This window comes from Terrihabitans aquatilis, from assembly GCF_052542005.1.
In genome coordinates this window covers 556,540-580,767 of the sequence record NZ_JBOCUO010000003.1, presented here as the reverse complement: position 1 = coordinate 580,767, position 24,228 = coordinate 556,540, and the positions used below count along the sequence as shown (strand labels likewise).

Here is a 24,228-nt window from a genome sequence, read left to right as displayed (position 1 = left end):
GACGCGATGACCGACGCCCCGGACGGATTGCAGAGCAGGTTTCAGCGTGCCGACCGGCACCTCTTCTGCGGTTTCGCCTTCGACCCGATGAATCCCGATCGCCATTTCACGGTCGAGGTGCTGATCGACAATCTACCTCTGCGGCTGGTGCGGGCAGATCAGCCCGCGCCGGACCTGTCCTTGTCGCACGGCTTCAGCGTTCTCCTGCGCGATCACGAACTGGCGGATGCATCCTACGTCGAGGCACGCCTCGCCAATCTGGACATCGCCGTCGGCACGCCGATCACACTTGCCGACAAAGCCCGGCACCCCTCCGGCGATCCTCTCGGCAACGGCGACGTCCGCTGGCTCGGCGGCCTGCGCTTTCGCGGCACGATCGGCACCAACCGCCCCGCCCGCACCCATGTCGATGTGCTGGTGGAAGGGCTTACGGTGGCGCGGGCACGCCCGAGCGGCTGGACGCATACCTTCGTCGGCTCGCGCGATCCCCGGCCGCTGCGTGCCTTCGACGTGCATCTGCCCGAACACTACGCCGATGGCCGGATGCGGCGCGTCTCCTTCCTTGACGAGACGGGCCGCGAACTGCGCGGCAGCCCCATCACCTTCATCGCCTTCGCCGACGGATTGCGGTCCTGGCTTGCGAAGCACGACGATGCGCCGGAGGAAGACGCCCGCGCCGCTTTGTTCGACCGCCTGTTTCCGGCCTCGCTGCCCCTGCGCGATTATCCGCAATGGCGCAGCCGCTTTCCCCTGCCGCCTCCGCTGGCCGTGCCCCATCGCGTCGCGGTCCTCCCAGCCGGCGACGGACTGAGTTTCGACGCGGACGAACTCCGGCAGGTCATAGGGACCGATCCTGCCGGCCCCGGCATCGTTGTCCTGTGCCCGGAGGGGGCACGGCTCGAACCCGGCAGCGCCGACCGCATGGCCGGCGTTCTTGAGGCGCATCCCGAGACAAAGCTCGTCTATGGCGACCTTGACATTCTCCAGCCGAACGGGGGCGTCACTCCCCTGTTCTTTCCGGCATTCGACTACGAGCGCCATCTGGAGCAGGGCTATGCCGCGCGCCTGTTCGCCGCACGCCGGGATGATGTTCTGGCCGCGTTGGACGACGGAGCCGACACTCCGTTCGCGCTCTTTCTCGCCATTCTCGGCACGGATCGCCCGGCCGAAGCCGTGGCGCATCTGCCGGTTCCGGTCGCTGCCATCCCGTCCCACGCTTTGCTGGCGGGCACCGACACCCTTCTGAGAGCCAGTGCCCAGCACCTCACGGACAGCGGCGTTCGCGCTGAAATCGAGCCCATGTCCGGCACGTCGGTTCTGCCGGCAATCCGTATCCGCCGCCATCGCCCGGCAGGAGACGTCACACTTCTCCTCGCAGGCCGCAACAGTTCCGCACGGCTGGAACGGGCATTGGCGGCGATCATGCCCGCAGCGGAAGCCCGTGCCGCACCGATCCTCATCGTCGACAATTCATCAACCGACCCAGCCACACACGCCCTTCTCGGCAATCTTCCGCCACTCGCGACGGTGCTGAATGCGCCCGGCTCCTTCAGCCTCGCCCGCCTGTTCGATCTGGGCCTGCGGACCGCGAAAACCCCTCTCGTCTGCCTGCTGGATGACGGCATTGAGGCGGCCAGCGAGGGCTGGCTCGACGAACTCGCGTCACGCATCGGACATGGCTGCACAGCTGCGGCTCCCGTCATCGCCGACGCCGGGGGCGCGATCCTTCAAGCCGGCCTCATACTTGGCCCGGCTTTTTCGATTGCCTCGCCTTTCATCGATTCACGTGCCGGCCAGAACGGACCGGGCGACGTCCTGCGGGTCGCTCATCAGCGCAGCGCCGCCGGCGCGGCCTGCCTGATGCTCGACCGTGCCGGCGCCCTCGCCGCCGGCGGCTTCGACGCTCAGGTCTTCCCGCGCGATCTGTTCTCCGTTGATCTGGCCCTGCGCATGCGAGAGCGGGGCGAGCGCCTCATCGTCACGCCTCACGCAGTGATGACGTCGGATCACATCCCGGCTCCGGGGTCCGCCGAGATCGAGCGCCTGCGCGAAAGGTGGGGCCAGGCCCTGATGTCGGACCCTTACCATCATCCTGCCCTCGCTCTTGGTGATCTCGCGACAACGGCTCTCGCGTGGCCGCCCCGGGATCGCGGCGCGCGATGGCCTTCTGGCTCCGTCCAGCCACCACAACCATAAGATGATCCGCCTGCATCAGACCCCAATACTTCTGATTGTCATCAAAAGGTCTCGAGAGACTTCCGCCTCTTCGTCTTGGAACACTGGCCAATCGATAGTATGAATAGATGAAGCGGCATGGGGTGCTCGGTTTTGTCACGGCAACAGATCATCGACCTCAGGCGAGGCCTTTTTCTCATCCGATACGCAAGCGCGGATGATCGGACCAACGCGCCGAGCGTGCGGGTGACCCCGGCATCGGGCAGCGAGCGCCAGATCCAGTCCATCCTCCATCCGGATTCGCGGGACGCTGCACTGTGGCGGCCCGGCGCGTGCGTCGTCGTGCGCGTGGATGCGCCGGCCCAGCTTGCCGTGAGCGTTTCGCCCTCGGTTCCGAATGGTTCGGTTGCCGCTTCGGTTGAAATCGAAGCGTTGACGCAAGGCACGCCGCCCGCGCCGCAACGAGTCGCGCCGCCCGTGGCGCAGGCCATCAATTTTGCGGATGACGCCGGCCCTCGCGGCAATGCGCGCATCGCATCCGGCATCAGCCTTCTCGCCCATGTGGCGGGCCGGGGCGATGTCATCGTCGGTTCGGACGAATGGGCCGGCGGCCCCTCTGCCCCCTCGCGCATCGAGGGCATTGCCATCGACTGGCCCAACCGGCCGCCCGGGCTCGATTTGCGCTATGCGGCGCATTACGGCCAGCGCAATGTGACGAATTCCGGCCTTCAGGGTCTCGGCTCCTTTGTCGGCAGCCGTGGCCGCGCCATGCCGATCGTCGGCCTCACGCTTGAGCTTGTCGGGGCATCCTCCGGGCAGAAGCTCGTGGCGGAGGCCCTCTTTCTCGGTTCGCCGACGCAGCGTTCGGCGGGCTCGCGCATTCAGCTGGCCGGCCCGTCCCGGCACGAGCCTCTGGTGGGCCTTCGCCTCAGCATCGAGGCCGCCGCGGAGCAGCCTGCGCAAGCCCCCGCCTATCGCACGCCCACCCCGGTCTCGCTGCCGAAGCCCACACGCGGTGCTGCCTCTCCCAAGGTCCGGGTCTTTCGTGGCAAAGCGAACGCCAATTCGGCGTAAGTGACGGCGATGCGCCCGGACGATCCGGGCTTCTTCCAGGTCGACACCCACATCGTGGCGCTGGAACACGGCGTCGTGCGCGCGCTCAGCTCGTCAAATCACGACATCGCGTTCCGGCTGGCGGACCGCCTCTGCCGCCTTCTGCGGCGCGCCGAGCCCCCTCATCTCAACCTGCTGGCGGAGGCTCTGCGCGGGCTTGGCCATCGCGAAGCGGCATTGGCGACGCTCGAACGCGCGATCGAGATCGCGCCCGACGACCTCGCCACCAATCGCCGCCTTCTTGCGTGGGCCGATCCGGACCGGGCGCGTATCGCGGCGCAGGTGCTGATCCCCATCGAGCACGATCCGGCGATCCTCGCCCGCGCCGCCATCCTCCTGCGAGGGGATGGCATGGTTGCGATCGGCACGCTTACCGTCATCGGCCAGAGCATCGAAGGCTGGGCCGCCTGGCAGGACAAGGCCCCGCTCGACATTCACATCGAAACCGATTCCGGCGTGCTGCGACATGCCCGCGCCGCCGATCCGCGTCACCCGCTGGGGCAAGTCTTTCCATCCGCCGCCGGCTTCCACCTTTCCCTGCCGCCCGACAGCCGGATCCTCAGCGTCTCTCTTTCGCAGAACGGCGACGTTTTCCATTCGAGCCGGTTCGGCGCGTCTGCCTTTGCGCGTCCCAATGAAGATCCACGCCACACGGCCTCGCTCACAATCATCGTGCCGGTCTATGCCGACGTGCCGGCGACCACGGCCTGCCTCGACAGCGTCGTGCCGCAACTCGCCTCCCACCCCGATTGGCGGCTTGTGATCGTGGACGACGCGGCCCCCGAGCCCGCGATGGGCGATCTGCTCTCCCGCATTGCGCTTACACCGAACGTCGTCCTTGTGCGCAACAGCCAAAACCTCGGTTTCGTCGAGACCGTCAATCGCGGCCTCGCCTGCGCCATCGGCGGCGACGTGCTCCTCCTCAACGCCGACACCATCGTTCCGCCGGGCGCGATCCAGAGGTTGGCCGCCGCCGCGCATTCCGCGCCGGACATCGGCACCGTCACCCCCTTATCCAACAATGGCGAGTTCACGAGCCTGCCGGTGCCCTTCACGAGCAATCCCCTGCCAGCAAGCGAGGCGGTGGCGGAGATCGACCGGTCGGCGGCTTCTGCGAACGTGGACAACATCATCGATCTTCCAAACGGCATCGGCTTCTGCCTTTACGTGACGCGCACTTTCCTCGATGCGGTCGGGCCGCTCTCGGCCGATTATCATCGCGGCTATCTCGAAGACGTCGATTGGTGCCTGCGCGGCCGGCGGGTTGGTCTGCGCAGCGTCTGCGCGGGAAACGTCTATGTGGGGCATGAAGGCTCGCGCTCGTTCCGGCGAGAGAAGCGCTCGCTCGTGGTGCGCAATCTCGCGGTTCTGGAACGCCGCTTTCCGGATTACCGCGCGGAATGCGCGTCTTTTCTGGCGCTCGATCCCCTGGCTCCGGCGCGGTCGGCGCTGCAACGGCATCTGCTGCCCGCTTTGTCGCCGCCCGATTGCCTGCTTTTCACCGGCCCCGGCACCTACCGGCTGATCGCCGAAGAACGCGCCCGTCGCCTCGCTGAGCAGAACGAATCGGCGATGATCGTGGAGGTCGACGGCGACGAGCTGAAACTCACGGGGCCAGACGGTGGGCTGCCTCACGCGGCCTGTGTCGACTTCGGTCACACAGAGCAACGCGCCTGTTTCAGAGCTCTGCTCCGCAACTGGCCCCACACACGTATCGAAATCACGCAGCCATCCGCCATCGGGCCGGATCTCATGGCGGAGCTCGCAGGGCTTGGTCGCGGCTTCGACGTCCTGATCGCCGACGCGGAGGTGGCCACTATTCCGCAGGCTCGTCGCCTTTTCGCACCGGACTCTTCCGCCGCCGCATTCGCCCGCGATGTTTTCCCAGCGGCACGGATCCACGAAGTCGCGGCAGCCGCGCGCCCTCGCGTCGCCTCAGCTCCCGACGGCCCTCGCCGCCTCGGTATCGTGCCTCTTCGAGGCTCGGCGGCCAGTTTTCGTGCGCTCGACGTCCTGATCCGGGAGCTCTCCGCTCGTTTGCCCGAGCTGGGCCTGGTCGTGATCGGGCGCACGCTCGACGATCTCGCCCTGATGCAGGTGCCGAACACCTTCGTCACCGGCCCCGTTCTGCCGGGCGACATCGCGGAAGCCACGCGCCAGCACGGCATCACTCACGCCCTGATCCTGCCCGACAAGCCCTTGTTCGGACACCCGATTGAAACGGCCTGCGTGCAGCTTGCGCTGCCGCTTGCCCGATTCTCATGGTCCGGGCCGGCCGGCATCGCCGTCGGCGATCTCCATCTCACGCCGGATCGGCTGAACGATCCCGGCAGCCTTGCCGCGCACCTCGCCGCATGGATCGGCGGCGCACACGAACCGGCCGGGCCACACCGGCAAAGCCCCGAGCGGGCGCACGCGACGCGGACTATGATGTGAGATGATCGGATTCGCGCTCGCCGCCCACACCTTCTTCTTTCTGCTGCTGTGCAGCGTCCTGTTCTACCGGGGCTATGCCAACGTCTATTCGGGCCTGTTCATTTATCTGGCCTTCCATTTCATGGTGTTCGTGCAGCGTCCGCTGGCGGTGCATCTGTTCGGGCTGGATTCCGAATTCCTGTTCATGGGTTTCCACCCGGACGAAGGGGTTTTCCTGAAAACCCTGTTCGTGGCCGATCTCGGGCTTCTGGCCTTTACGCTGGCCTACATCGCGGCGCTCGGCTTCCGCCCGCACTTTCCGACGCTTGCGACGCCCCCGATCACGCAGCGCCATGTGACGAGCGTCGCGGCGGCGGCGCTCATCCTGTCGCCTCTCATTCTCTATTCCTTCTTCCTCGCCTTCACGATGCGGCAGGCCTACGACACGGACGTGCTGTTCGAGCTCAGCCGGCTCAACATCTCGATCGATCCGACGACGGGCGCGCGCCTCCTCACCGACACCACGGCCTATGTGCTGTTTGCGCGCTACATGGCGTTTCCGTTCAGCCTGTTCTTCGCGGTGGCGACGGGCAATCGCTGGTGGTCGTACGGTCCGCTCACGTTCTGCCTGCTGGTGGCGTTGCAGCTCGGCGAACGCTGGCCGCTGGTCATCGGCGTGCTGGTGACGCTCCTGGCGGTTCTCTACGCACGGCGGCAGATGACCTTCCGCGTGCGCCATTACCTCATCATCGTCGTGGCTTTGCTGGGGTTTGTCGTCGTCGGGCAGAATCGCAACGCCATCCTGGCGGGTGATTTCGATCTCGACGTCAGCCTCAGCGATTCGTCGTTCGGCAATCATCCGGACTTCGCGAATTTCGAGTTTCTGACCTATGTCGTCGGCAAGGTGCCCGAGGTCAGCGGCACCTTCTCGTATTTCACGCAATATCTCGGCGTTCTCACCCAGCCCATCCCACGCGCGATCTGGGCGGACAAGCCGGTGGGCTCGCCGGTCAACCTCGTCAATCTGCAGGCCTATGGACGGTTCGCCTCGCGCACGCCCTCGCTCGTCGGGGACGGCTGGATGAGCCTCGGCTATGCCGGGATCGTCGTCACTCTGGGGCTGGTGGGCGCGTTCTACGGACGCATGTTCCGCCGTTTCTGCCGGCCGGACGTCTCGATCTATTTTTTCTGCGCCTATTTCTGGATGATCGCGCTGCTTCTGCAATGGGCGCGCGACGGCAGCTACAAGATCCTCGACTTTTTCCTGTTCTGCGTGGGTCCGATCGGCCTTGCTGCGTTGATCGACCGTTTCATGCCGCAGCGCTCACGCAACATTGCGGGCCGAAGCCCCACGATCGCCCGGCGATAGATCCATACGCCCTTTCGGGGACCGGGATCCGTCCGGCATCTATCTGAGCAAAGCCTGATCCCGACGCACAAAAAGAAAGGCAGGCGCCGGAGCGCCTGCCTTGAATTTTTGCGAACTGTGCCCGTGGGGGCGATCAGCTGAGGTTCGTCTCGCCGTCTGTGAAGCGGAGCGTCTCGATGCCCGACACGTCGATCGACTGGCCGTCGCCAAACGTGATGCGGGTAACGCCGTTGCCCAACTGGTCGATGCTGGCTGCTTCGAATTCCGCGGTGGTACGGGTCTGGTAGCCGTCGCCAGCGACCGAGAAGTCCACCACGTCGTTGCCTTCGCCACCGTAGATGGTGTCGTTGGTTCCGCCCACGATGTAGAACGTGTCGTCGCCCGCGTCGCCATGCATTTCGGCCGCATCCGCACCGCTGATGAAGCTGTCGTTGCCGTCGCCACCATACAGGGTGTCGGAGCCGCTGCCCGCGAGCAGCCAGTCGTCGCCTTCACCGCCGTTGAGCAGATCGTCGCCGCCACCACCGAACAGCGTATCGTTGCCTTCGCCACCGTAGATGGTGTCGTTGCCAGCGCCGCCTTCGACGAGGTCGTTGCCATCCTGACCGTAGATCTGGGTGCCGACATCGCCACCATAAATGGTGTCTGCGCCGTCGCCGCCGAGGATCAGACCGCCTCCGGCCGAGCCGTAGATTAGGTCGTCGCCGACGCCACCGGCGATCGTATCAACGCCATCGCCGCCCACGAGGGTATCATTACCTTCGCCGCCATTGATCGCGTTGTTGCCGCTGTTGCCGTAGATGACGTCATCGCCCGAACCGCCGAACAGCGTGTCGTTGCCTTCGCCACCGTGGATTTCGTCATTGCCGGCGCCGCCGCTGACGAGGGTGCCGCCGTCTTCGGACGTGCCCGCCCACAACGTGTCGTTACCTGCGCCACCGTCGATGCTGTAGCCGTCATTGCCCCATACGAGGTCGTCGCCCTCGCCGCCGGACAGGCTGCCCGTGCCGGTGCCGGCAAACAGGGTGTCGTTGCCCGAGCCGCCTTCCAGCGTATCGTTGCCCGAACCCGCCAGCAGGATGTCGTCGTCGGCGCCGCCCTGAAGCAGGTTGTTGCCGTCGATCGCCTGAAGGTAATCGTCGCCCGTGCCACCGATCAGGGTGTCGCCACCGCCGCCGCCGGCATAGATCGTGTCATTGCCCGCGCCACCATCGAGGATGCTGCCGTCGGAACCGTCCTCGAAGAGGATGTCGTCGCCGTCTTCGCCGTAAAGCGTCGAATTGCCGGAACCAGCGACCAGGAAGTCGTCGCCCGAGCCTGCGAACACCGTATCGGCGCCGCCGCCGGCCTTGATCGTGTCATTGCCCGCACCGGCATACACTTCGGTGTCGCCCGTCGCGGTCAGTTCGATGTAGTCGTCGCCGCCTGCGGTCGCGACCAGGAGATCCTGGTTAGAACCGGCAACGACGTGGGCGTCGCTGGAGGTGTTGACGATGTAGGCGTCCGGCGCGTCATCCGCCGTGAACGTCACGTTTGGCTGATACGCCTGATCCACCAGCACGACTTCCGCGTCGTCTGTCGGAGAAACGTATCCGTCGACCTCGGTCGTGGCCGTATCGTCGTCGAAGACGCCACGATCATTCAGATAGTCGATAATATTGGTTCGTGTAGCGTCGTCGAAGTTTGACGAGAGCCGCTCGTCGAGCTGTGCTCCGCTAAGATCATAAGTGGCCATCGAACACCCCCTTTCTGCCGCCGATTATTTGAACTCACACGCGTGCAACAACTATTCATGAGCCGAAACCCTCAAAGGCTCACGAATACTTTCATTCGGCACATCCGCTCGCGCACTGCACGTTTCGGATTGAAATTGTTGTATATTTCCGCACTCGGTCTTTTACGTACCACAAGTTGGGTAGCCCGGTAAACCTCACATGTCGATGTTCAAATCGTTGCAAGTTTAGTCGTGTTCACACTATAGTCATTATTGTTCGAACTGACCCTTCGCTAGGGTGCACGGCGCGGCCGGGAATGCCCTGATATTCTACACGTTCGGGGTACCCGCCTCGACACCGGCATTCAGCCCCTCAGAAATTACACCCGCCCTTCACGTCTTGGCGCACCCCTGCAATGCAGAATTTGCATTTGACATTCACGATTTTATCGAGACGTCAAAGACTAGAATATTTTTAGATTATCCTTCTCTTCGCGGATCGCAGTTTCATGTAAACTCTATCAACGCGATCGGCCTCAGTTCTGCCTCTTCGATGGGTTCTGACTGGAACGGCGCGTGCTGATTGCACCGCAAGGGCGAGCTGGAATGAAGACAGCAGCAAACACGGAAAAGACGTCACCACTTAAGCGGGAGCTGAGGATACTTGCGCCCGCTTATGGTGTATTGATCTTTTTCAGCTTTCTGATGGCGGTTCTTGCTTTGACGTCGCCATTGTTCGCCGAGCAGGTTCTCGACCGGGTCGTGCTCAGCCGCAGCGGATCCACGCTCCTTAGCCTGGCCTTTATCGCGTTCTTCCTCATCTTCATCTATTGCACGCTGGAAATGCTGCGGAAGAAGGCGCTCGCCCGCCTCGGCATCGATCTGGACCGGCGCCTCAGCCGCCGGGTGTTCGATGCCGTGAGCCGCTCCCAGATGCGCGGCCGCGCCGCCGCCTTCAGCGCCGTGCAGGATTTCAACACCACGCGCGATTTCCTGTCGGGCAGCCCCGTCACCACGTTGATGGATGCGATGTGGGCGCCCTTCTTCATCCTCATCATGGCGCTCGTCCATTGGGTGTTCGTCGTCCTCGCCATCGTGGTCTGGATGGTGTCGGCCCTGCTGTCGGTGAGCAATGAACGGCTCAGCCGGGAGCATTCCAAGGAGCAGCAGAAATCGTCGCAGGCGGCGAACGAGTTCAGCATGTCCGTGGCGCAGAACTCCGAATCGGTTCGGGCGCTCGGCATGCTGCCCGTGTTGCGGGAACGCTGGTATTCGTATCACAACGCCATGCTGGGCTGGCGCGACGTCAGCCAGGGCCGGACCCATTACATTGCCGGCGCCCTGCTGTTCATTCGCAACTCCCAGATGGTGCTTCTGTTCAGCGTCGGCGGCTTTCTCTATGTGCAGAACGAGATGGCGCTCAACGGCCTCATCGTTCTCACCATCGCCATGATGCGCGGCATCAATCCCATCGTCGGCATCGTCACCAATTGGCAGATGTACACCGGATTCGCGGCGGCCTTCCGCCGGCTCGACGACCTTCTGTCGGATGCCGAGCAGCAGGGCACGGAATTCGCCGTTCCCGCGCTTGACGGCACGCTGGCCGTGCAGCGCGTGTTCGCCTCCGCCCCGGGCGAGGATCGGATCATCCTGAACGACATCTCGTTTGCGTTGCCGCAGGGTCGCGTGCTCGGCGTGGTCGGGCCGAACGGGGCCGGCAAATCATGCCTGGCGCGCATTCTCGTCGGCATCTGGCGGCCGCGCCGTGGGCAGGTATCCATCGGCGACCACGACATCAACCACATCAACCAGGATTTTCTCGGCGCTCATCTGGGCTATCTGGCCCAGGAGGTCGAGCTGCTGCCCGGCACGATCGCGGAGAACATCGCCCGTTTCGATCCGTCCTGCAGCCAGAACATGCACAAGGTGATCGCCGCGGCCGAGCTTGCGGGTATCCAGGACCTGATCCGCAGCCTGCCGAAGGGTTACGGCACCCGCGTCGGCCCCGGCGGGCACGTGCTGTCGGGCGGCCAGCGCCACCGGATCGCGCTTGCCCGCGCCGTCTATGACGAGCCCAAGCTCGTCGTGCTGGACGAGCCGAACGCCAATCTCGACGCGCAGGGCGAACAGGCGCTCGCGCTCATGCTGCAGAAGCTGCAGGCCATGGACATCACGGTCGTCGTCATCACCCACAAGCTCAATCTCCTGAGCTATTGCGACGACGTGCTGATCCTCAACAGTGGCACGGTGCAGGCCTTCGGCTCGCGCGAGCTCATCGCCAGCCGCATGCCGCGCCTGAAGGCGGCGCCGTCGCTGTCCGTCATCCAGGGCACGGCCGAGGCGCAGAGGAATTGATGCCATGACGATGCTGCCGCCGAGCGAAGCCATCAATCCGGAACCATCCGCCGAATGGCGCTCCACCATCCGCGTGGGCCTGTTCCTCGTGGTCTTCACCTTCGTCGTCATGGGCGGATGGTCGGCGCTGGCGCAGCTGCATTCCGGCGTCGTGGCCGGCGGCGCGCTCGAGCCCTCCGGCAATCGCAGAACGGTGCAACATCTCGAGGGCGGCATCGTGCGCGAGATTCTCGTGCGCAACGGCATGTCGGTGAAGGAAGGCGATGTCCTGATCCGCCTCGATCCTACCCGCAATGCCGCGACCGATCAGAGCACCCGCGAGCAATTGGCCATCGCGCTGGCCATGGAGGCGCGCCTCATCGCGCAGCGCGACATGCTGGAGGAGGTCACCTTCCCCGAAGAGGTTCTGGCGCTGCAGGGCAACCCCCTGATCGCGACCTCGATCAACGACAGTCGCCGACAGTTCGAAGCGCGCCAGAAGAGCCTGATGACCGGCATCGAGGTCATGGAGACCCAGCGCCAGCAGATGGAAAAGGAGATCCAGCAGGCCGTCATCGCCCGCAAGACCGCCGAGAACCAGATCAAGTCGATCAACACGGAATTGCCGGTGCTGCGCGATCTGATGAAGCGCGGCCTCGTTCCGGTGCCGCGCGTCACCGCGCTCGAACGGCAGCTCATCCAGACGCAGGGCCAGCTCGATGCGGCTCTGGTCTCCCACGAGGAGGCCCAGAACAAGGTGTCGGAGGTCGCCGCCCGCATCGACCAGCTGAAGCAGGAATACCGCCAGGAAGGCGCCAGCGCGTTCACCGAAGTGCGCTCCACGCTGGGCGAACTGCGCCAGAAGGTGGTGATCAGCGGGGATGCGCTGAAGCGCGGCGAGATCCACGCTCCCGTCTCCGGCACGATCCAGGGCCTGAAGGTGTTCACCGTGGGCGGCGTTGTCCAGCCCGGCGAGCCCCTGCTCGACATCGCGCCGCAATCCGACCAATTGGTCGCACGGGCCAGGATCATGCCGCTCGACATCGACCGCGTGCAGATGGGCGCGGATGTTGAGATCCGGCTGCCGCAATTCATGAAATTCCAGAGCCAGACGATCTACGGCCAGGTGTCTGCGATCTCGCGCGACAGCCTGACCGATTCCGCGACCGGCTCCACTTATTACGCCGTCGAGGCTTCGATCAATCCGGAGACCGTGCCGGAGGACATCAAGGAAAAACTGCTGGCCGGCATGACGGCGTCGATCATCATCCGCACCGGGGAGCGCACCGTTCTGGCCTTCCTCGTGGCCCCGATCGCCAACCGCCTCGCCACCGCCATGCGGGAACGCTAATTCGACCGGATGTGGCGCAGACGAGCACGCGCTGCTAGATCGGCGGCATGACGTTCAAGGTTGCCGCGCTCTATCAATTTGTCGCCTTGCCGGATCTCCACGATCTGCGGACGTCGCTGCACGATCTGTGCGAGGGCCTCGGCATCAAGGGCACGCTGCTCCTGGCGCCCGAGGGCATCAATGGCACGATTGCGGGCACCGAGGCCTCGATCGACCGGCTTATCGTGGAATTGCGCGAGGGCGCCATCTTCGCCGGCCGGCTCGACAATCTGGAACTGAAATTCTCCTCGGCCTCCGAGATGCCGTTCGGACGCATGAAGGTGCGATTGAAGCGCGAAATCGTCACGCTCAAGCAACCGGGCATCGATCCCACAAGGCGCGTCGGCACCTATGTCGAGCCCGCGGACTGGAACGCGCTGATCGCCGATCCGGATGTGGTGGTCATCGACACCCGCAACGCCTTCGAGGTCGAGATGGGCACGATGGAGGGCGCGCTCGATCCCGGGACCGCCCGCTTCAGCGATTTTCCGGCGTTCGTTTCCGCCAACCTCGATCCGCAGAATCATCCGCGCGTGGCCATGTTCTGCACGGGCGGCATCCGTTGCGAGAAGGCCAGCGCCTACATGTTGTCGCGGGGCTTCCGGGAGGTCTATCACCTCAAGGGCGGCATCCTGCGCTATCTCGAAGACGTGCCGGCCGAGGACAGCCTGTGGCGGGGCGAGTGCTTCGTGTTCGACGAACGCGTCGCGCTGGGTCACGGCCTCGCCGAGCGCTCCGGCCACAAGGAGGACGATCATGAGCGAGACATCCGAAAGCCGGCTTGAAGCGCTGGAGATCCGTGTCGCCTATCAGGACCAGACGATCGAGGATCTCAACGAGACGATCACCGCGCAATGGAAGGAGATCGAACGCCTCTCGGCCGACTTCCGCCGGCTGTCCGATCGCCTGCAGCAGACCGAGCAGAGCCTGCCGCTCGAAGACGAGCCCCCGCCACCGCATTATTGAGCGGGCTGGGACTTCGTCTCGCTCGACGGCGGCCGGAAGATTCGCTTGAAGACCAGAAGTGTCCCGAACAATCCGGCGCCGATAAGGTTCGAGACGATGATGATCGGGTCGCCTTTCATCACCCCGTAGAGGGCCCACAGAATCAGCCCGGCGGTCTGCACCAGCAGCATGCGCACGCTGAGATCGCCGGCGGCCCGCGTCTTCCAGCATTTCAGCACCTGAGGCACGCTGGCCGACGTTGTCACGACCGCTGCCGCCAGCCCGACGAAGGAAACGACATCCATGGCTCAGTCGGCGGAGCCCGGTTCGGCCATCTTGCGGTGCTGCGAGGCGAGCATCCCCGCCGGTGTGATGTTGGCCATCACCGTGGTCAGCTTGTTCTTCCAGCCCGCAACCACATCGCCCTCACCGTCCATCATGGCCTTGAAGCCGATGCGCGCCACCATTGCGGGATCGTCCTTCTTGGCCTGCCCGACATTCGTGTCCAGCATGTCAGCGCGCTCGAAGAAATCCGTGTCGGTCGCGCCCGGCATCAGGCACGTCACGGTGATGTCGGTGTCCTTCAATTCGTCGCGCAGGGCGAACGAGAAGCTGTCGATGAACGCCTTGGTTGCGTTGTAGACCGCCTGGAAGCTGCCGGGCGTGAAACCGGCGATCGATCCGGTGATGAGGATCCGCCCCTCATTACGGTTGCGCATGTCGCGCCCGACCTTGTGGATCAGATAGATCGTACCGACGATGTTGGTGTCGACCACGCGCCGGGCGGCGTCGAAATCCTGATCGAGAAAGGCGTGGCCGAGCCCTTCGCCGGCATTCGCCAGCAGATAATCCACGTCGCGGCCATTCGCGGCGGCATAGAGCCGGTCGACGCCCTCGATGGTCGAGAGATCGACCTTGAGCGCCGTCACGTCGACGCCGAGACCGCGAAACGATTGCGCCGCATCCTCGATCTCGGGCAGATCGGCGGCGATCAGCAGATCGAATCCCTCCTCTGCACAGCGCTTGGCGAGCTCATAGCCGATGCCCGACGAGGCGCCGGTGACGAGAGCGAGGGGGCGGGTGCCGTTCATCTGGACGTTCCTTGTGCGTTGAAGCCATCCTCACGGCGGCTTGGAAATGTGGCGCGCGCGTTCACGCTTTGCCGTTTTCGCTCGCGCTTTCGAGCTCCAGGAAACGCTGCGTGATGGCCTGGACATTGTCATCCAGCCATTCCGCCATGGCCTTCTCTTCCCAAAGCGTGGTCGTCAACGGATTGAAATGCGCGCGGAATCCGGCGGCATCGGCCAAGGTGATGAGGGATTTGTAGCTAGCGATCTCAAGGTTCTCGAACGCGTTGCTGGCGAAGGAATTCTTCAGCACTTCGTCGGATGCGGGAACATGGCTCAGCGCCGCCATGTTCCCCATGAACCACATCGCGGTCTCCTTCAGCGTCGAGGTGCTTTCGTCGAGTGCGGAGAAGATCGCGTCGAGCCGCTGGATCTGCCCCTTGGTTTCCTCGAGATGGTCGACGAGGCGCGCCTTGAGGTCCGGATAATTGTCCGCCCGCTCGATCTGGCGTGTCAGGAGCGCCAACGCCTCGTGCTCCAGCGCCCGCGCATTGCGAAGTCCGACGACGAAGAGGCGATGGGCGGTGTCTTCGGACATTGGCGGGACCTCACGGCGGTATGGTGCTTCAACCAGCCACACACCCTGCGGTTCCACGAGGTGCGCCTGCGCACGCTCTTCCTTGCCCGTCGGCATCGCCCAAAGCGTCGGCACCGGCCCGGCGTCAGAGGTTGAGATAGCCGGCGATCAGGAACCATCCGCTCTTGATCATGGCGTAGAGCACGCCCCAGACCACGCCCACCGAGATGATGGCCGTGAACAGCCCCGCGACGATCCACACTCCGTCTCGCTCCAGCGTGCCCAGGGCGAACATGCACACCGCAAGGGCCGGCAGCATGTTGCCTAGCGGGATCGGCAAGAGAAGGATGATGGTCAGAAGCACGCAGATGCCGCCCACCACATATTCGAAGGGTGGGCCCGTAACGGCTCCCGCGCGCGGATGCAGCAGCTTTTCGGCGCGGGCAATCCAGGGCGCAGCCTTCTCCGTCAGCTTGGCGAAATCACTTCGCGGTAGCGAACGGTCGGCGATGAATCTCGGCAGCCAGGGTGCCAGTCCGAGCATCATCTGCACGGCCAGGAAGATGAGCGGCGCACCGAGCACGGTCGAGGTTCCCGGCGGCGTCGGCAGGACGTTCGGGAAGGCGAAGATGAACATCAGCGCACCGATGGCGCGATGACGCATCGCCAACAGAAGATCGCCGATGGAGATGCGGTCCTGCGTCTCGTCGGCGGCCAACTCCTTCAGCACTTCGGACATCTTGGTGGCGGTGATGCGCGGCCGGCGCGGTCGGCGCAGGCGCAGAAAGCGTCTCTTCGCCTGAACTCCATGGTCCTCCGACGTCACCATTCCGGCTCCACTGAATGCCCACGCGATGGTTCGCGCATAACGCGAAACCATGCATCACGCCCGTTCCATCTTGATGACATGTCAACGCTCGAAACCAATATGGTGTGCCCGCTGTTCGCGACGAAGAGGCGAAATAAAAAAGGGCGCCCGAAGCGCCCTTTCCCGTTGGATCCAAGCGGTCAGGCGTCGTCGAAGCCGCCATCGTCATAGCCGCCGCCATCCTCCTCGCCGCCGCCGAACAGCTGGCCGAACAGGCCGCCACCGCCCTCTTCGTCACCGCCGGTGTCCGTCTCATCGCTGGCATTCGTTGCATTTGCCGCTTGATTGGCGCCCTCGGCGGCCTGTGCCTCGCCGCCGCCGAACATGCCGCCGATGGCATTGCCCAGCAGAACGCCGCCGGCCACGCCCATCGCGGTCTGTGCCGCACCCGCGAGGAAGCCGCCGCCGCCACTCGCAACGCCCGGCCGGTTATAGGGGCTCATCGTGTTGCCGAGCCCGCCGTCACGGCCGTAATTCGGCACCGAGCCACGCCGCGCCGGCGCACCCATGGGCTGCTCCGAACGGCCGCCGCCGAACATCGACGAGAAGAAGCCGCCGCCCTGACGCTGTTCCGGAGCGTTCTGCGGCTGCTGCTCGATCTGACGCTGCGCGGCTTCCAGAGCCTGTTCCTGCACCACCACGGTCTGCGCCAGATAATAGGCGGCGCCGGGCTGGCGGGCGAGAAGGTCTGCGATGAAGCGATCCGCCTCCGGATCGCGGGGCGGGCCCTGACGCTCGACCTGGGCCATCTTCTCGAACAGGCCTTCGATCGCGGCGCGATCCTGATTGGTCATCATGATCCTCTCCTGTGCTCCATCTCTGGCCGCGAAACATGCGGCTGGACGAGACGTGGCGACGCCCTCTCCCCCGCACAATCGGTAATTCTACCGCTGCGGAATGCCCTTTCCGCGTCAGGCCGCTTCCGGGTTGACGGCCTCTTCGGCCAGCTCGGAGAGCAATTCGTCGGTGTTCTCCTCCTCGATCAGGGTCTCGCGCAGGAGATCCTCGATCTCGGACAGGCCCATCTGCCGCGCCCAGGCCAGCATCGTGCCGTAGCGGGTGATCTCGTAATGCTCGACCGCCTGCGCGGACGCGATGAGCCCGGCATCCAGCGCCTCGCCGCCGGAGAAGTTCTCTACCACCTCCTCGCCCTCGGCGATGATGCCGTCGATGGCCGGGCACTTCTCGCCCTCGGCCTTCTGGCCCAGCAGGTCGAACACCTTCCGAAGGCGCTCGACGTGCACCTTGGTCTCCTCGAGGTGAACGCCGAACGCGCCCTTCAGCTCATCGGATTTCGCGGCCTCGGCCATTTTCGGCAGGGCCTTGATGATGGCGTTCTCGGCATAGAACGTGTCCTTCAGCTGATGCAGCAGAAGGGCCTTCAGATCCTTGTCGCCCATGATCGGCACTCCGTGTCTCGCGATGATCGGTTTGTGTCCGGACAATCGCCGCCACGGGCGCGGGGTTCCACAATGCTCGCGGTCGCGATCGTGCATCCAATTCGGGCCGTGAGGCGTTTCGGAAACGTCCCCTCACAAACAGCGAAGGAGCTGTCCATGTCGCTCGACAAGATCAAGGAACATATGGAAGTCATCGGCGCCGACGGCGTCCATGTCGGCACCGTCGACGGCATCGAAGGCGACCGCATCAAGCTCACGAAGAAGGACAGTGGCGAAGGCTCGCACAAGGGCCACCATCATTACGTGCCGGGCGCGCTTGTGGCCGAGGTCGAGGGCGACAAGGTGCGCCTGTCGGCGAATGCCGACGTCGCCGTTTCCTTCGAAGAAGAAGCCTGACGGGCGAAACTTCTCAGGCGGCCTGCCCCAGAACGAGTTCGGTCAGCGTCGTGATGGCCGGATTGGTGTTGGCAGGCCGCCAGACGAGATGCAGTTCGGCGATGTGCGTCTCGTTGTTCTCGAAATCCCGCAGCACAACGCCGTCGAAGCCCAGATTTGTCGCCGCCTGCGGAACGAGCGCAAAGCCGAGCCCGGCCTTCACCAGCCCCAGAACCGAATGGATCTGGCTGACATATTGCACGTAGACCGGCGAAATCTCGGCGGCGGCGAAGATTGCGCCGACCAGATTGTAGAAATAACGGGCTTCATAGGGCGAATAGGCGATGAAGTTCTGCTGGTCGAGATCCGCCAGCCTGACCCGCTCCGCTTTCGCCAGAGGATGCTGGGCCGGTAGTGCCAGCAGCAACGGTTCGCGCACGACGCACATCGAGCGGAATTCGCGGCGGTTGAAGGGCGAGCGGATCAATCCGGCATCGATGCGCCCCGAGACGAGCCCTTCGATCTGTTCGGCCGAGACCATTTCCCTCAACACGAGATCGATGTCCGGCGCCTGCCTGCGCACGCTGGTGATGAGCCGGGGCAGGAATTCGTAGCCGGACGCAGCCGTGAAGCCCAGGTTGAGCGTGCCGGCCTCGCCGCGCGCGGTCCGTTTGGCCGCCAGGGCCGCGCTCTCCGCGAAACGCAGCAGCCGGCGCGCCTCCGGCAGGAAGCTTTGCCCGGCCCGGGTCAGCATGACCGAGCGGCTGGTGCGATCGAACAATCGCACTTCCAGAACGTGCTCCAGCAGCTGGATCTGCCGGCTGAGGGGGGGCTGGGTGATGTTCAGACGCGCGGCAGCCCGGCCGAAATGCAGCTCTTCGGCCACGGCAACGAAGCATCTCAGCTGACCTAACTCGAACATCGATCCAAAACCGGCATTGATCGATGCCGAAACTAATACGCTCAGCTATCGCATGTCCATTAGCATGGCTGCCATGTCGCGTGCGCATTGCAACGACGAGAAGCGGCCAAGCCGCGCATTTCGTTCTGGGAGGAACACATAATGATCCGTGGTGCCCTTCGCGCAGCTTTGGCCGCTGCCATGATCACCTTGCCGGTCTTCGCCGGCACGGCCTCGGCTCAGGATTTCAGCCGCACCGTCCGTCTCGTCGTGCCTTACGCCCCGGGCGGTACGTCCGACATTCTCGCCCGCCTCATTGCGCCCAAGCTGTCGGAAGCCATCGGCCAGGCCGTCGTGGTCGAGAACAAACCCGGCGCGGCTGGCAATATCGGCGCGGACGCCGTCGCCAAGGCCCGCCCGGACGGGCACACCCTCCTCCTCGCGGACGTGGGCACCCTGTCCACCGCCCCCACTTTGTTCCCCGATCTCGGCTTCGACGTGAAGACGGATCTCGCGCCTGTCGGCATGGTCATGTTCGGCCCCTACGTGCTGGCCGTGAACCCGTCGCTGCCCGTCAAGTCGGTTCAGGAACTCATCGATTATTCCAAGGCCAATCCCGGCAAGGTCGCGATCGCCAATTCGGGCATCGGCGGCATGAACCACATCACGGCCGTGCAGATCGCCAAGGGTCTCGGCCTCGACTGGAAGATGGTTCCCTACAAGGGCGGATCGGCGGCGTCGCGCGCCGTGGTCTCGGGCGAGAGCCAGATCATCATCAACGGCGCTCCGGCCACGCTGCCCTTCGTCACCAACAAGCAGCTCGTCGGCCTCGCGCTCACCGGCGACGAGCGCAACAGCGTCGTGCCCGATCTGCCGACGTTCAAGGAATCGAACCTTCCCGCTCCGAATTCCGGCACCTTCCAGGGCATCGTGACCACGGGCAAGACGCCGCCGGAGATGGTGGAACGCCTGAATGCCGAACTGCAGAAGATCCTCGCAATGCCGGACATCCAGGCCAAGATCGCCGAACAGGGCGGCACGGCACGTCCCGGCACGGCAGCCGAGTTCAAGACCTGGCTGGATGAGAGCATCGAAGCCTACGGCAAGGTGATCCGCGAAGCCGGCATCAAGGTCGAAGGCTGATCATGCAGCGCAAGGGCGATCTGCCGGACATCCTGTTCGGCGGCTTCCTCATCCTCGTGGCGGCGGGCACCATGTTCGCCACGAGGAACCTCACGGTCGGCCGCGCCGGCGACATGGGCCCTGGCTACATGCCGCTGGCCATCTCGCTCATCCTGCTCGGCTTCGGTCTCGTCTTCGCCGGTCGGGGTTTCTTCCGGCTGAACCGTGGGATCGAGCCCGTCCAGCCGCGCCCGGTACTGGGCATCATGCTCGCGGTCGGGATGTTCGCCCTGCTGGCGGAAAGCGCCGGCCTCGTCCTTGCCTCGCTGGCCACCATCATCGTCGCGGGCTTCGCCGGCCGCGAAAACCGCCTTATCGAAAGCCTGATCTTCTCGGTCGTGCTGACGGCGGCGGCCGTTCTCCTGTTCGTCAAGGGTCTGGCTCTGCCGGTCCCCGTCTGGCCCTGGTGAGGGCGGAAGCCGCATGGATATCTTCAGCAATCTCATTCTCGGCTTCGGCACCGCGCTCGAACCGGGAAACCTTCTCTACTGCCTGATAGGCGTCCTCATCGGCACGGCCATCGGCGTGCTGCCGGGCATCGGACCCATTCCGACGGTCGCGCTGCTCCTGCCCTTCACCTTCGGGCTCGATCCGGCCTCGTCCATGATCCTGCTCGCCGGCATCTTCTACGGCGCGCAATATGGCGGCTCGACCACGGCCATCCTGGTCAATGTGCCCGGCGAAACGTCGTCGGTGGTCACCTGTATCGACGGCCATGAAATGGCCAAAAGGGGGCGTGCCGGGCCAGCGCTCGCCATCGCCGCCATATCCTCGTTCTTCGCCGGCACAATTGCCACCGTCGTCATCGTCGTCCTCAGCATTCCGCTGTCGGCGCTGGCGATGAAGTTCACGGCGGTCGAATATTTCAGCCTGCTGGTGCTCGGCCTCTTCGCCGCGGTCATCCTGGCCCACGGGTCGGTCGCGAAATCGCTGGCCATGGTCGTGCTCGGCCTTCTCATCGGCCTCATCGGCATCGATGTCAGCTCCGGCGCCGCGCGCATGACGTTCGGCATCCCGGAACTAGCGGACGGGCTCGATTTCGTGCCGGTCGCGATGGGCCTGTTCGGCCTCGGCGAGATCATGGCCAATCTCGAACGCCCCGCCGTGCGGCAGGTGGTGAACCAGAAGCTGCGCGATCTCATCCCCAGCCGGGCGGATCTCAAGGCCGCCTTCCCGGCCATGATGCGTGGCACGGCGCTCGGCTCGATGCTTGGCGTTCTGCCCGGTGGCGGCGCGGCCTTGCCGCCCTTCACCTCCTATGCGCTGGAGAAGAAGCTCGCCAAGGACCCGTCGCGCTTCGGCAAGGGCGCGATCGAGGGCGTGGCCGGTCCGGAAGCCGCCAACAATGCCGGCGCGCAGACCAGCTTCATCCCGCTGCTGACCCTCGGCATCCCCGCCAACGCGCTGATGGCGCTGATGATCGGCGCCCTGATGATGCAGGGCATTCAGCCCGGCCCGCAGGTCATGACCGAACAGCCGGCGCTGGTGTGGGGCCTCATCGCCTCGATGTGGACCGGCAATCTGATGCTGCTCATCATCAATCTGCCGCTGGTCGGCATCTGGGTGTCGATGCTGCGCATCCCCTACCGGCTGCTTTTCCCCGCCATCGTGCTGTTCTGCTGCATCGGCACCTACGGCATCTCCAACAGCATCTTCAATGTGTGGGTCATGCTGGCCTGCGCGGGCATCGGCTATTTCTTCATCAAGGTCGGCGTCGAGCCGGCACCGCTGCTGCTGGGCCTCGTCCTCGGCCCGCAGCTCGAGGAGAATTTCCGCCGCGCCATGCTGCTGTCGGACGGCGATTTCACCGTCTTCCTGACCCATCCCATCAGCGCCGTTCTCCTCGGCATCGTCGCGGTCCTGCTGCTGGCGCTGCTCTCTCCCACCCTGCTCCGCAAGCGCAAGGAAGCTCTCGCGGAATAGTACCCCTCTCCTGAAAGGACGTTTCCCGTGGACCTGCCCGTCAATCATTTCAAGCGCGCCATCCATGAGGGCCGGCAGCAGATCGGCCTGTGGAGCAGCCTGGCCAGCAACATCACGACCGAGGTGCTGGCCGGCGCGGGGTTCGACTGGATCCTCATCGACGCCGAGCATGCGCCCAACGACGTGCGCACGGTGCTCGGCCAGCTGCAGGCGATGATGGAATATCCCGCCTCCCAGCCGATCGTGCGCATCCCCTTCAACGACCGCATCGAGATCAAGCGCTATCTCGACATCGGCGTGCAGAGCTTCCTCGTCCCGATGGTCGAGACCGCCGAGGAAGCGCGCGAGGCTGTGGCCAGCACCCGCTTCACCCCCGATGGCGGCCGCGGCTTCGCGGGCGTCTCGCGCGCCTCCCGCTTCGGCCGCATCCCGAACTATCATCGCCGGGCGCACGAGGAGATCTGCATCCTCGTCCAGGTCGAGAGCCAGCTCGGCCTCGACAACATCGAGGCCATCGCGGCGGTGCCGGGCATCGACGGCGTCTTCATCGGACCCGGTGATCTGTCGGCAGAGCTCGGTCAGCTCGGCAATCAGGGCCACCCCGATATCGTCGCGCTCATCGAAACCGCGATCGGCCGCATCGTCGCCGCCGGCAATCGACCCGGCATCCTCACGACCGACGAGACGCTTGCGCGGCGCTACATCGCAGCCGGATGCCTGTTCACGGCTGTCGGCCTCGATACCGCCATCCTTGCCCGCGGCGCGGAAGCCCTGGCCCGCAAGTTCCGCGACTGACGATCCTCACCACCGATTACGCAAAACGCCCGCCGGTCCCGCCGGCGGGTGTTTTCGTTTTCGCTTTCCCGCCGTCATATCTACCGATATATAGCGACACACCATAACGCTTGCCGGCGGTCGGATGTCTATCGAGGCCCTTATTACCTTGCGCGGAGAAACGGCTCCCAATGTGGGCCGTGACCGCATCCGCCTGCTGGAAGCGGTGGCGCGCGAGGGCAGCATCTCGGCCGGCGCGCGCTCCATCGGCATCACCTACAAGGCGGCGTGGGATGCGCTGGACGCCATGGCCAATCTGTTCGGCCAGCCGCTCCTCATCGCGCGCACCGGCGGCAAGGCGGGCGGCGGCGCAACGCTGACGCCCACCGGCCTGCGCGTCATCCGCGCCTTTCACCGGCTGGAGGCGGAGATGGCGCGAATGGTGCGCGCGCTCGAACCGGAATTATCCGGCACCGGGGTCACACCTCTCGATCTCATGTCAGGCTTCCTCATGCGCACCAGCGCCCGAAACGCCCTGCGCGGCATCATCAGATCCATCAATTCCGACGCCATCACCGCGGAGGTGGCGGTCGCGGTGTCGGCCGATACGCTGATCTACGCGCTCGTCACCAGAGGCAGCGTCGAGGATCTCGGCCTCGTCGCGGGACGCGATGTCACGATCCTCATCAAGGCGCCGTTCGTCATCATCGCGCCGGGCGACGCACCGCCGGCCGTCTCCGTCCGAAACAGCATCCCCGGCATTGTCCGACGCTGCGAAATCTCGGCGGTGAACGCGGAAATCGTCCTCGACATCGGCGACGGCAAGACGCTCGCCGCCACCATTTCCGCCCGCAGCGCCGAGGCCCTCGGTCTCGGCGAAGGCGCGAAAGCCTGCGCCTTGTTCGACGCAGCGCACGTCATCCTTGCCATTGATTGATCGAAAAGGATTTTGGGATGAAGTTTTTCCGCACGCTCACGGCCGCCATCGGCCTTGCTGCCGCCCTCGCCGCCCCGGCCTTCGCCGCCGAGACCAATGTCGCCGTGGCCGCCAATTTCACCGAGGCCGCGAAGGATATCGCCGCCGCCTTCAAGGACAAGACCGGCCACACCGTCGTGCTCAGCTTCGGCGCCACCGGCCAGTTCTACAACCAGATCAAGCAGGACGCGCCGTTTCAGGTGTTCCTCGCCGCCGATGACGAGCGGCCCACTCAGGTGGTCAAGGATGGCCTCGGCGTCGACGGCAGCGTCTTCACCTATGCCATCGGCAAGCTCGTTCTGTGGAGCAAGGATGCCGACGCCGTGAAGGGCGAGGAGACGCTGAAGGCCGGCAAGTTCCAGAAGCTGTCCATCGCCAACCCGACCGCCGCCCCCTATGGCGCCGCCGCCGTCGAGACCCTGAAGGCGCTGAAGCTCTACGAGACGGTCGAACCCAAGATCGTGCAGGGCAACAGCATCGCCCAGGCGTTCCAGTTCATCGACACCGGCAATGCCGAGATCGGCTTCATCGCGCTCTCGCAGACCATCGGCAAGGGCGGTTCCAGCTGGAACGTGCCGCAGGACCTCTATTCGCCGATCCGGCAGGATGCGGTGCTGCTGAAGAAGGGCGCCGACAACGAGGCGGCCACGGCCTTCATCGACTTCCTGAAGTCACCGGAAGCGCGCGCCATCATCGAGAAGTACGGCTACGCCTTCGGAAACTGATCGCA

General features: G+C 64.8%; 23 protein-coding genes. 15 read left to right on the top strand and 8 right to left on the bottom strand.

Annotation, left to right across the window (positions count from 1 at the left end; translation table 11 throughout):
- Positions 1 to 6: 6 nt before the first annotated feature.
- From ACQ6S1_RS13740 to ACQ6S1_RS13725, 4 genes are all read left to right on the top strand, one after another.
- Positions 7 to 2,196, top strand: coding sequence for a glycosyltransferase family 2 protein (locus tag ACQ6S1_RS13740; protein WP_445041772.1), 2,190 nt, complete (start codon positions 7 to 9; stop codon positions 2,194 to 2,196).
- 225 nt (positions 2,197 to 2,421) lie between these two features.
- The gene (locus ACQ6S1_RS13735; protein ID WP_445041771.1) at positions 2,422 to 3,249 is read left to right on the top strand and encodes a hypothetical protein; all 828 of its coding nucleotides are present in this window, start codon (positions 2,422 to 2,424) and stop codon (positions 3,247 to 3,249) included.
- A gap of 9 nt (positions 3,250 to 3,258) precedes the next feature.
- The gene (locus tag ACQ6S1_RS13730) at positions 3,259 to 5,724 is read left to right on the top strand and encodes a glycosyltransferase family 2 protein (RefSeq protein ID WP_445042029.1); all 2,466 of its coding nucleotides are present in this window, start codon (positions 3,259 to 3,261) and stop codon (positions 5,722 to 5,724) included.
- 1 nt (position 5,725) lies between these two features.
- Positions 5,726 to 7,072, top strand: a complete 1,347-nt coding sequence (locus ACQ6S1_RS13725; protein ID WP_445041770.1) for an oligosaccharide repeat unit polymerase — start codon at positions 5,726 to 5,728, stop codon at positions 7,070 to 7,072.
- Positions 7,073 to 7,205: 133 nt separating this feature from the next.
- Here the strand turns inward: ACQ6S1_RS13725 and ACQ6S1_RS13720 are convergent, their stop codons facing one another.
- Positions 7,206 to 8,807 (bottom strand): calcium-binding protein, encoded by a 1,602-nt coding sequence (locus ACQ6S1_RS13720; protein WP_445041769.1) that lies wholly within the window; start codon positions 8,805 to 8,807, stop codon positions 7,206 to 7,208.
- 585 nt (positions 8,808 to 9,392) lie between these two features.
- Here ACQ6S1_RS13720 and ACQ6S1_RS13715 point away from each other — a divergent pair.
- The 4 genes from ACQ6S1_RS13715 to ACQ6S1_RS13700 are packed head-to-tail and all read left to right on the top strand — an operon-like array spanning position 9,393 to position 13,476.
- Positions 9,393 to 11,141 carry a type I secretion system permease/ATPase gene (locus tag ACQ6S1_RS13715; RefSeq protein WP_445041768.1) on the top strand — a complete coding sequence of 583 codons (1,749 nt, stop codon included), beginning with the start codon at positions 9,393 to 9,395 and terminating at the stop codon, positions 11,139 to 11,141.
- Positions 11,142 to 11,145: 4 nt separating this feature from the next.
- Positions 11,146 to 12,471 carry an HlyD family type I secretion periplasmic adaptor subunit gene (locus ACQ6S1_RS13710; RefSeq protein WP_445041767.1) on the top strand — a complete coding sequence of 442 codons (1,326 nt, stop codon included), beginning with the start codon at positions 11,146 to 11,148 and terminating at the stop codon, positions 12,469 to 12,471.
- Between the two features lie 47 nt (positions 12,472 to 12,518).
- Positions 12,519 to 13,295, top strand: a complete 777-nt coding sequence (gene trhO, locus ACQ6S1_RS13705) for an oxygen-dependent tRNA uridine(34) hydroxylase TrhO (RefSeq protein WP_445041766.1) — start codon at positions 12,519 to 12,521, stop codon at positions 13,293 to 13,295.
- Positions 13,267 to 13,476: a SlyX family protein gene (locus tag ACQ6S1_RS13700; RefSeq protein WP_445041765.1), complete on the top strand. Its 210-nt coding sequence runs from the start codon at positions 13,267 to 13,269 to the stop codon at positions 13,474 to 13,476. The genes trhO and ACQ6S1_RS13700 overlap by 29 nt, the downstream gene beginning before the upstream one ends.
- On the opposite strand, the gene ACQ6S1_RS13695 is transcribed toward ACQ6S1_RS13700, so the two are convergent.
- The 6 genes from ACQ6S1_RS13695 to ACQ6S1_RS13670 all read right to left on the bottom strand — a co-directional run bounded on the left by ACQ6S1_RS13695 (position 13,470) and on the right by ACQ6S1_RS13670 (position 17,367).
- Positions 13,470 to 13,760 (bottom strand): SemiSWEET family sugar transporter, encoded by a 291-nt coding sequence (locus ACQ6S1_RS13695; protein ID WP_445041764.1) that lies wholly within the window; start codon positions 13,758 to 13,760, stop codon positions 13,470 to 13,472. The two genes, ACQ6S1_RS13700 and ACQ6S1_RS13695, sit on opposite strands and share 7 nt — an antisense overlap.
- Positions 13,761 to 13,763: 3 nt before the next feature.
- Positions 13,764 to 14,546, bottom strand: coding sequence for an SDR family NAD(P)-dependent oxidoreductase (locus ACQ6S1_RS13690; protein WP_445041763.1), 783 nt, complete (start codon positions 14,544 to 14,546; stop codon positions 13,764 to 13,766).
- 61 nt (positions 14,547 to 14,607) lie between these two features.
- Entirely contained in the window at positions 14,608 to 15,120 is a 513-nt protein-coding gene (locus tag ACQ6S1_RS13685) for a ferritin-like domain-containing protein (RefSeq protein ID WP_445041762.1), read from the bottom strand.
- Positions 15,121 to 15,244: 124 nt separating this feature from the next.
- Positions 15,245 to 15,928 (bottom strand): exopolysaccharide biosynthesis protein, encoded by a 684-nt coding sequence (locus ACQ6S1_RS13680; protein WP_445041761.1) that lies wholly within the window; start codon positions 15,926 to 15,928, stop codon positions 15,245 to 15,247.
- Positions 15,929 to 16,107: 179 nt separating this feature from the next.
- Entirely contained in the window at positions 16,108 to 16,764 is a 657-nt protein-coding gene (locus ACQ6S1_RS13675) for a DUF2076 domain-containing protein (RefSeq protein ID WP_445041760.1), read from the bottom strand.
- A gap of 114 nt (positions 16,765 to 16,878) precedes the next feature.
- Positions 16,879 to 17,367 carry a YciE/YciF ferroxidase family protein gene (locus tag ACQ6S1_RS13670; RefSeq protein WP_445041759.1) on the bottom strand — a complete coding sequence of 163 codons (489 nt, stop codon included), beginning with the start codon at positions 17,365 to 17,367 and terminating at the stop codon, positions 16,879 to 16,881.
- Positions 17,368 to 17,523: 156 nt separating this feature from the next.
- Between ACQ6S1_RS13670 and ACQ6S1_RS13665 the strand changes: the two genes are divergently transcribed.
- Positions 17,524 to 17,763 carry a DUF2171 domain-containing protein gene (locus tag ACQ6S1_RS13665; RefSeq protein WP_445041758.1) on the top strand — a complete coding sequence of 80 codons (240 nt, stop codon included), beginning with the start codon at positions 17,524 to 17,526 and terminating at the stop codon, positions 17,761 to 17,763.
- Positions 17,764 to 17,776: 13 nt separating this feature from the next.
- Here ACQ6S1_RS13665 and ACQ6S1_RS13660 read toward each other — a convergent pair whose 3' ends face one another.
- Positions 17,777 to 18,664 carry a LysR family transcriptional regulator gene (locus tag ACQ6S1_RS13660; RefSeq protein ID WP_445041757.1) on the bottom strand — a complete coding sequence of 296 codons (888 nt, stop codon included), beginning with the start codon at positions 18,662 to 18,664 and terminating at the stop codon, positions 17,777 to 17,779.
- Positions 18,665 to 18,805: 141 nt separating this feature from the next.
- On the opposite strand from ACQ6S1_RS13660, the gene ACQ6S1_RS13655 reads away from it, so the two are divergent.
- The 6 genes from ACQ6S1_RS13655 to modA all read left to right on the top strand — a co-directional run bounded on the left by ACQ6S1_RS13655 (position 18,806) and on the right by modA (position 24,223).
- Positions 18,806 to 19,786 (top strand): Bug family tripartite tricarboxylate transporter substrate binding protein, encoded by a 981-nt coding sequence (locus ACQ6S1_RS13655; protein ID WP_445041756.1) that lies wholly within the window; start codon positions 18,806 to 18,808, stop codon positions 19,784 to 19,786.
- Positions 19,787 to 19,788: 2 nt separating this feature from the next.
- The gene (locus ACQ6S1_RS13650; protein WP_445041755.1) at positions 19,789 to 20,235 is read left to right on the top strand and encodes a tripartite tricarboxylate transporter TctB family protein; all 447 of its coding nucleotides are present in this window, start codon (positions 19,789 to 19,791) and stop codon (positions 20,233 to 20,235) included.
- Positions 20,236 to 20,248: 13 nt separating this feature from the next.
- Entirely contained in the window at positions 20,249 to 21,748 is a 1,500-nt protein-coding gene (locus ACQ6S1_RS13645) for a tripartite tricarboxylate transporter permease (protein ID WP_445041754.1), read from the top strand.
- 27 nt (positions 21,749 to 21,775) lie between these two features.
- Positions 21,776 to 22,543, top strand: coding sequence for an aldolase/citrate lyase family protein (locus ACQ6S1_RS13640; RefSeq protein ID WP_445041753.1), 768 nt, complete (start codon positions 21,776 to 21,778; stop codon positions 22,541 to 22,543).
- 124 nt (positions 22,544 to 22,667) lie between these two features.
- Positions 22,668 to 23,459, top strand: coding sequence for a TOBE domain-containing protein (locus tag ACQ6S1_RS13635; RefSeq protein WP_445041752.1), 792 nt, complete (start codon positions 22,668 to 22,670; stop codon positions 23,457 to 23,459).
- Between the two features lie 17 nt (positions 23,460 to 23,476).
- Entirely contained in the window at positions 23,477 to 24,223 is a 747-nt protein-coding gene (gene modA, locus ACQ6S1_RS13630; RefSeq protein ID WP_445041751.1) for a molybdate ABC transporter substrate-binding protein, read from the top strand.
- Positions 24,224 to 24,228 lie beyond the last annotated feature (5 nt).

What these genes read in the sequence shown, in the direction of transcription:
- ACQ6S1_RS13740 (WP_445041772.1), top strand. Translation starts at nt 7, where the DNA reads ATGACCGACGCCCCGGACGGATTGCAGAGCAGGTTTCAGCGTGCCGAC.
- ACQ6S1_RS13710 (WP_445041767.1), top strand. Translation starts at nt 11,146, where the DNA reads ATGACGATGCTGCCGCCGAGCGAAGCCATCAATCCGGAACCATCCGCC.
- ACQ6S1_RS13635 (WP_445041752.1), top strand. Translation starts at nt 22,668, where the DNA reads ATGTCTATCGAGGCCCTTATTACCTTGCGCGGAGAAACGGCTCCCAAT.
- ACQ6S1_RS13690 (WP_445041763.1), bottom strand. Translation starts at nt 14,546, where the DNA reads ATGAACGGCACCCGCCCCCTCGCTCTCGTCACCGGCGCCTCGTCGGGC.
- ACQ6S1_RS13725 (WP_445041770.1), top strand. Translation starts at nt 5,726, where the DNA reads ATGATCGGATTCGCGCTCGCCGCCCACACCTTCTTCTTTCTGCTGCTG.
- ACQ6S1_RS13660 (WP_445041757.1), bottom strand. Translation starts at nt 18,664, where the DNA reads ATGTTCGAGTTAGGTCAGCTGAGATGCTTCGTTGCCGTGGCCGAAGAG.
- ACQ6S1_RS13715 (WP_445041768.1), top strand. Translation starts at nt 9,393, where the DNA reads ATGAAGACAGCAGCAAACACGGAAAAGACGTCACCACTTAAGCGGGAG.
- ACQ6S1_RS13645 (WP_445041754.1), top strand. Translation starts at nt 20,249, where the DNA reads ATGGATATCTTCAGCAATCTCATTCTCGGCTTCGGCACCGCGCTCGAA.
- modA (WP_445041751.1), top strand. Translation starts at nt 23,477, where the DNA reads ATGAAGTTTTTCCGCACGCTCACGGCCGCCATCGGCCTTGCTGCCGCC.
- ACQ6S1_RS13700 (WP_445041765.1), top strand. Translation starts at nt 13,267, where the DNA reads ATGAGCGAGACATCCGAAAGCCGGCTTGAAGCGCTGGAGATCCGTGTC.
- ACQ6S1_RS13650 (WP_445041755.1), top strand. Translation starts at nt 19,789, where the DNA reads ATGCAGCGCAAGGGCGATCTGCCGGACATCCTGTTCGGCGGCTTCCTC.
- ACQ6S1_RS13675 (WP_445041760.1), bottom strand. Translation starts at nt 16,764, where the DNA reads ATGATGACCAATCAGGATCGCGCCGCGATCGAAGGCCTGTTCGAGAAG.
- trhO (WP_445041766.1), top strand. Translation starts at nt 12,519, where the DNA reads ATGACGTTCAAGGTTGCCGCGCTCTATCAATTTGTCGCCTTGCCGGAT.
- ACQ6S1_RS13695 (WP_445041764.1), bottom strand. Translation starts at nt 13,760, where the DNA reads ATGGATGTCGTTTCCTTCGTCGGGCTGGCGGCAGCGGTCGTGACAACG.
- ACQ6S1_RS13680 (WP_445041761.1), bottom strand. Translation starts at nt 15,928, where the DNA reads ATGGTGACGTCGGAGGACCATGGAGTTCAGGCGAAGAGACGCTTTCTG.
- ACQ6S1_RS13685 (WP_445041762.1), bottom strand. Translation starts at nt 15,120, where the DNA reads ATGTCCGAAGACACCGCCCATCGCCTCTTCGTCGTCGGACTTCGCAAT.
- ACQ6S1_RS13730 (WP_445042029.1), top strand. Translation starts at nt 3,259, where the DNA reads ATGCGCCCGGACGATCCGGGCTTCTTCCAGGTCGACACCCACATCGTG.
- ACQ6S1_RS13720 (WP_445041769.1), bottom strand. Translation starts at nt 8,807, where the DNA reads ATGGCCACTTATGATCTTAGCGGAGCACAGCTCGACGAGCGGCTCTCG.
- ACQ6S1_RS13670 (WP_445041759.1), bottom strand. Translation starts at nt 17,367, where the DNA reads ATGGGCGACAAGGATCTGAAGGCCCTTCTGCTGCATCAGCTGAAGGAC.
- ACQ6S1_RS13655 (WP_445041756.1), top strand. Translation starts at nt 18,806, where the DNA reads ATGATCCGTGGTGCCCTTCGCGCAGCTTTGGCCGCTGCCATGATCACC.
- ACQ6S1_RS13665 (WP_445041758.1), top strand. Translation starts at nt 17,524, where the DNA reads ATGTCGCTCGACAAGATCAAGGAACATATGGAAGTCATCGGCGCCGAC.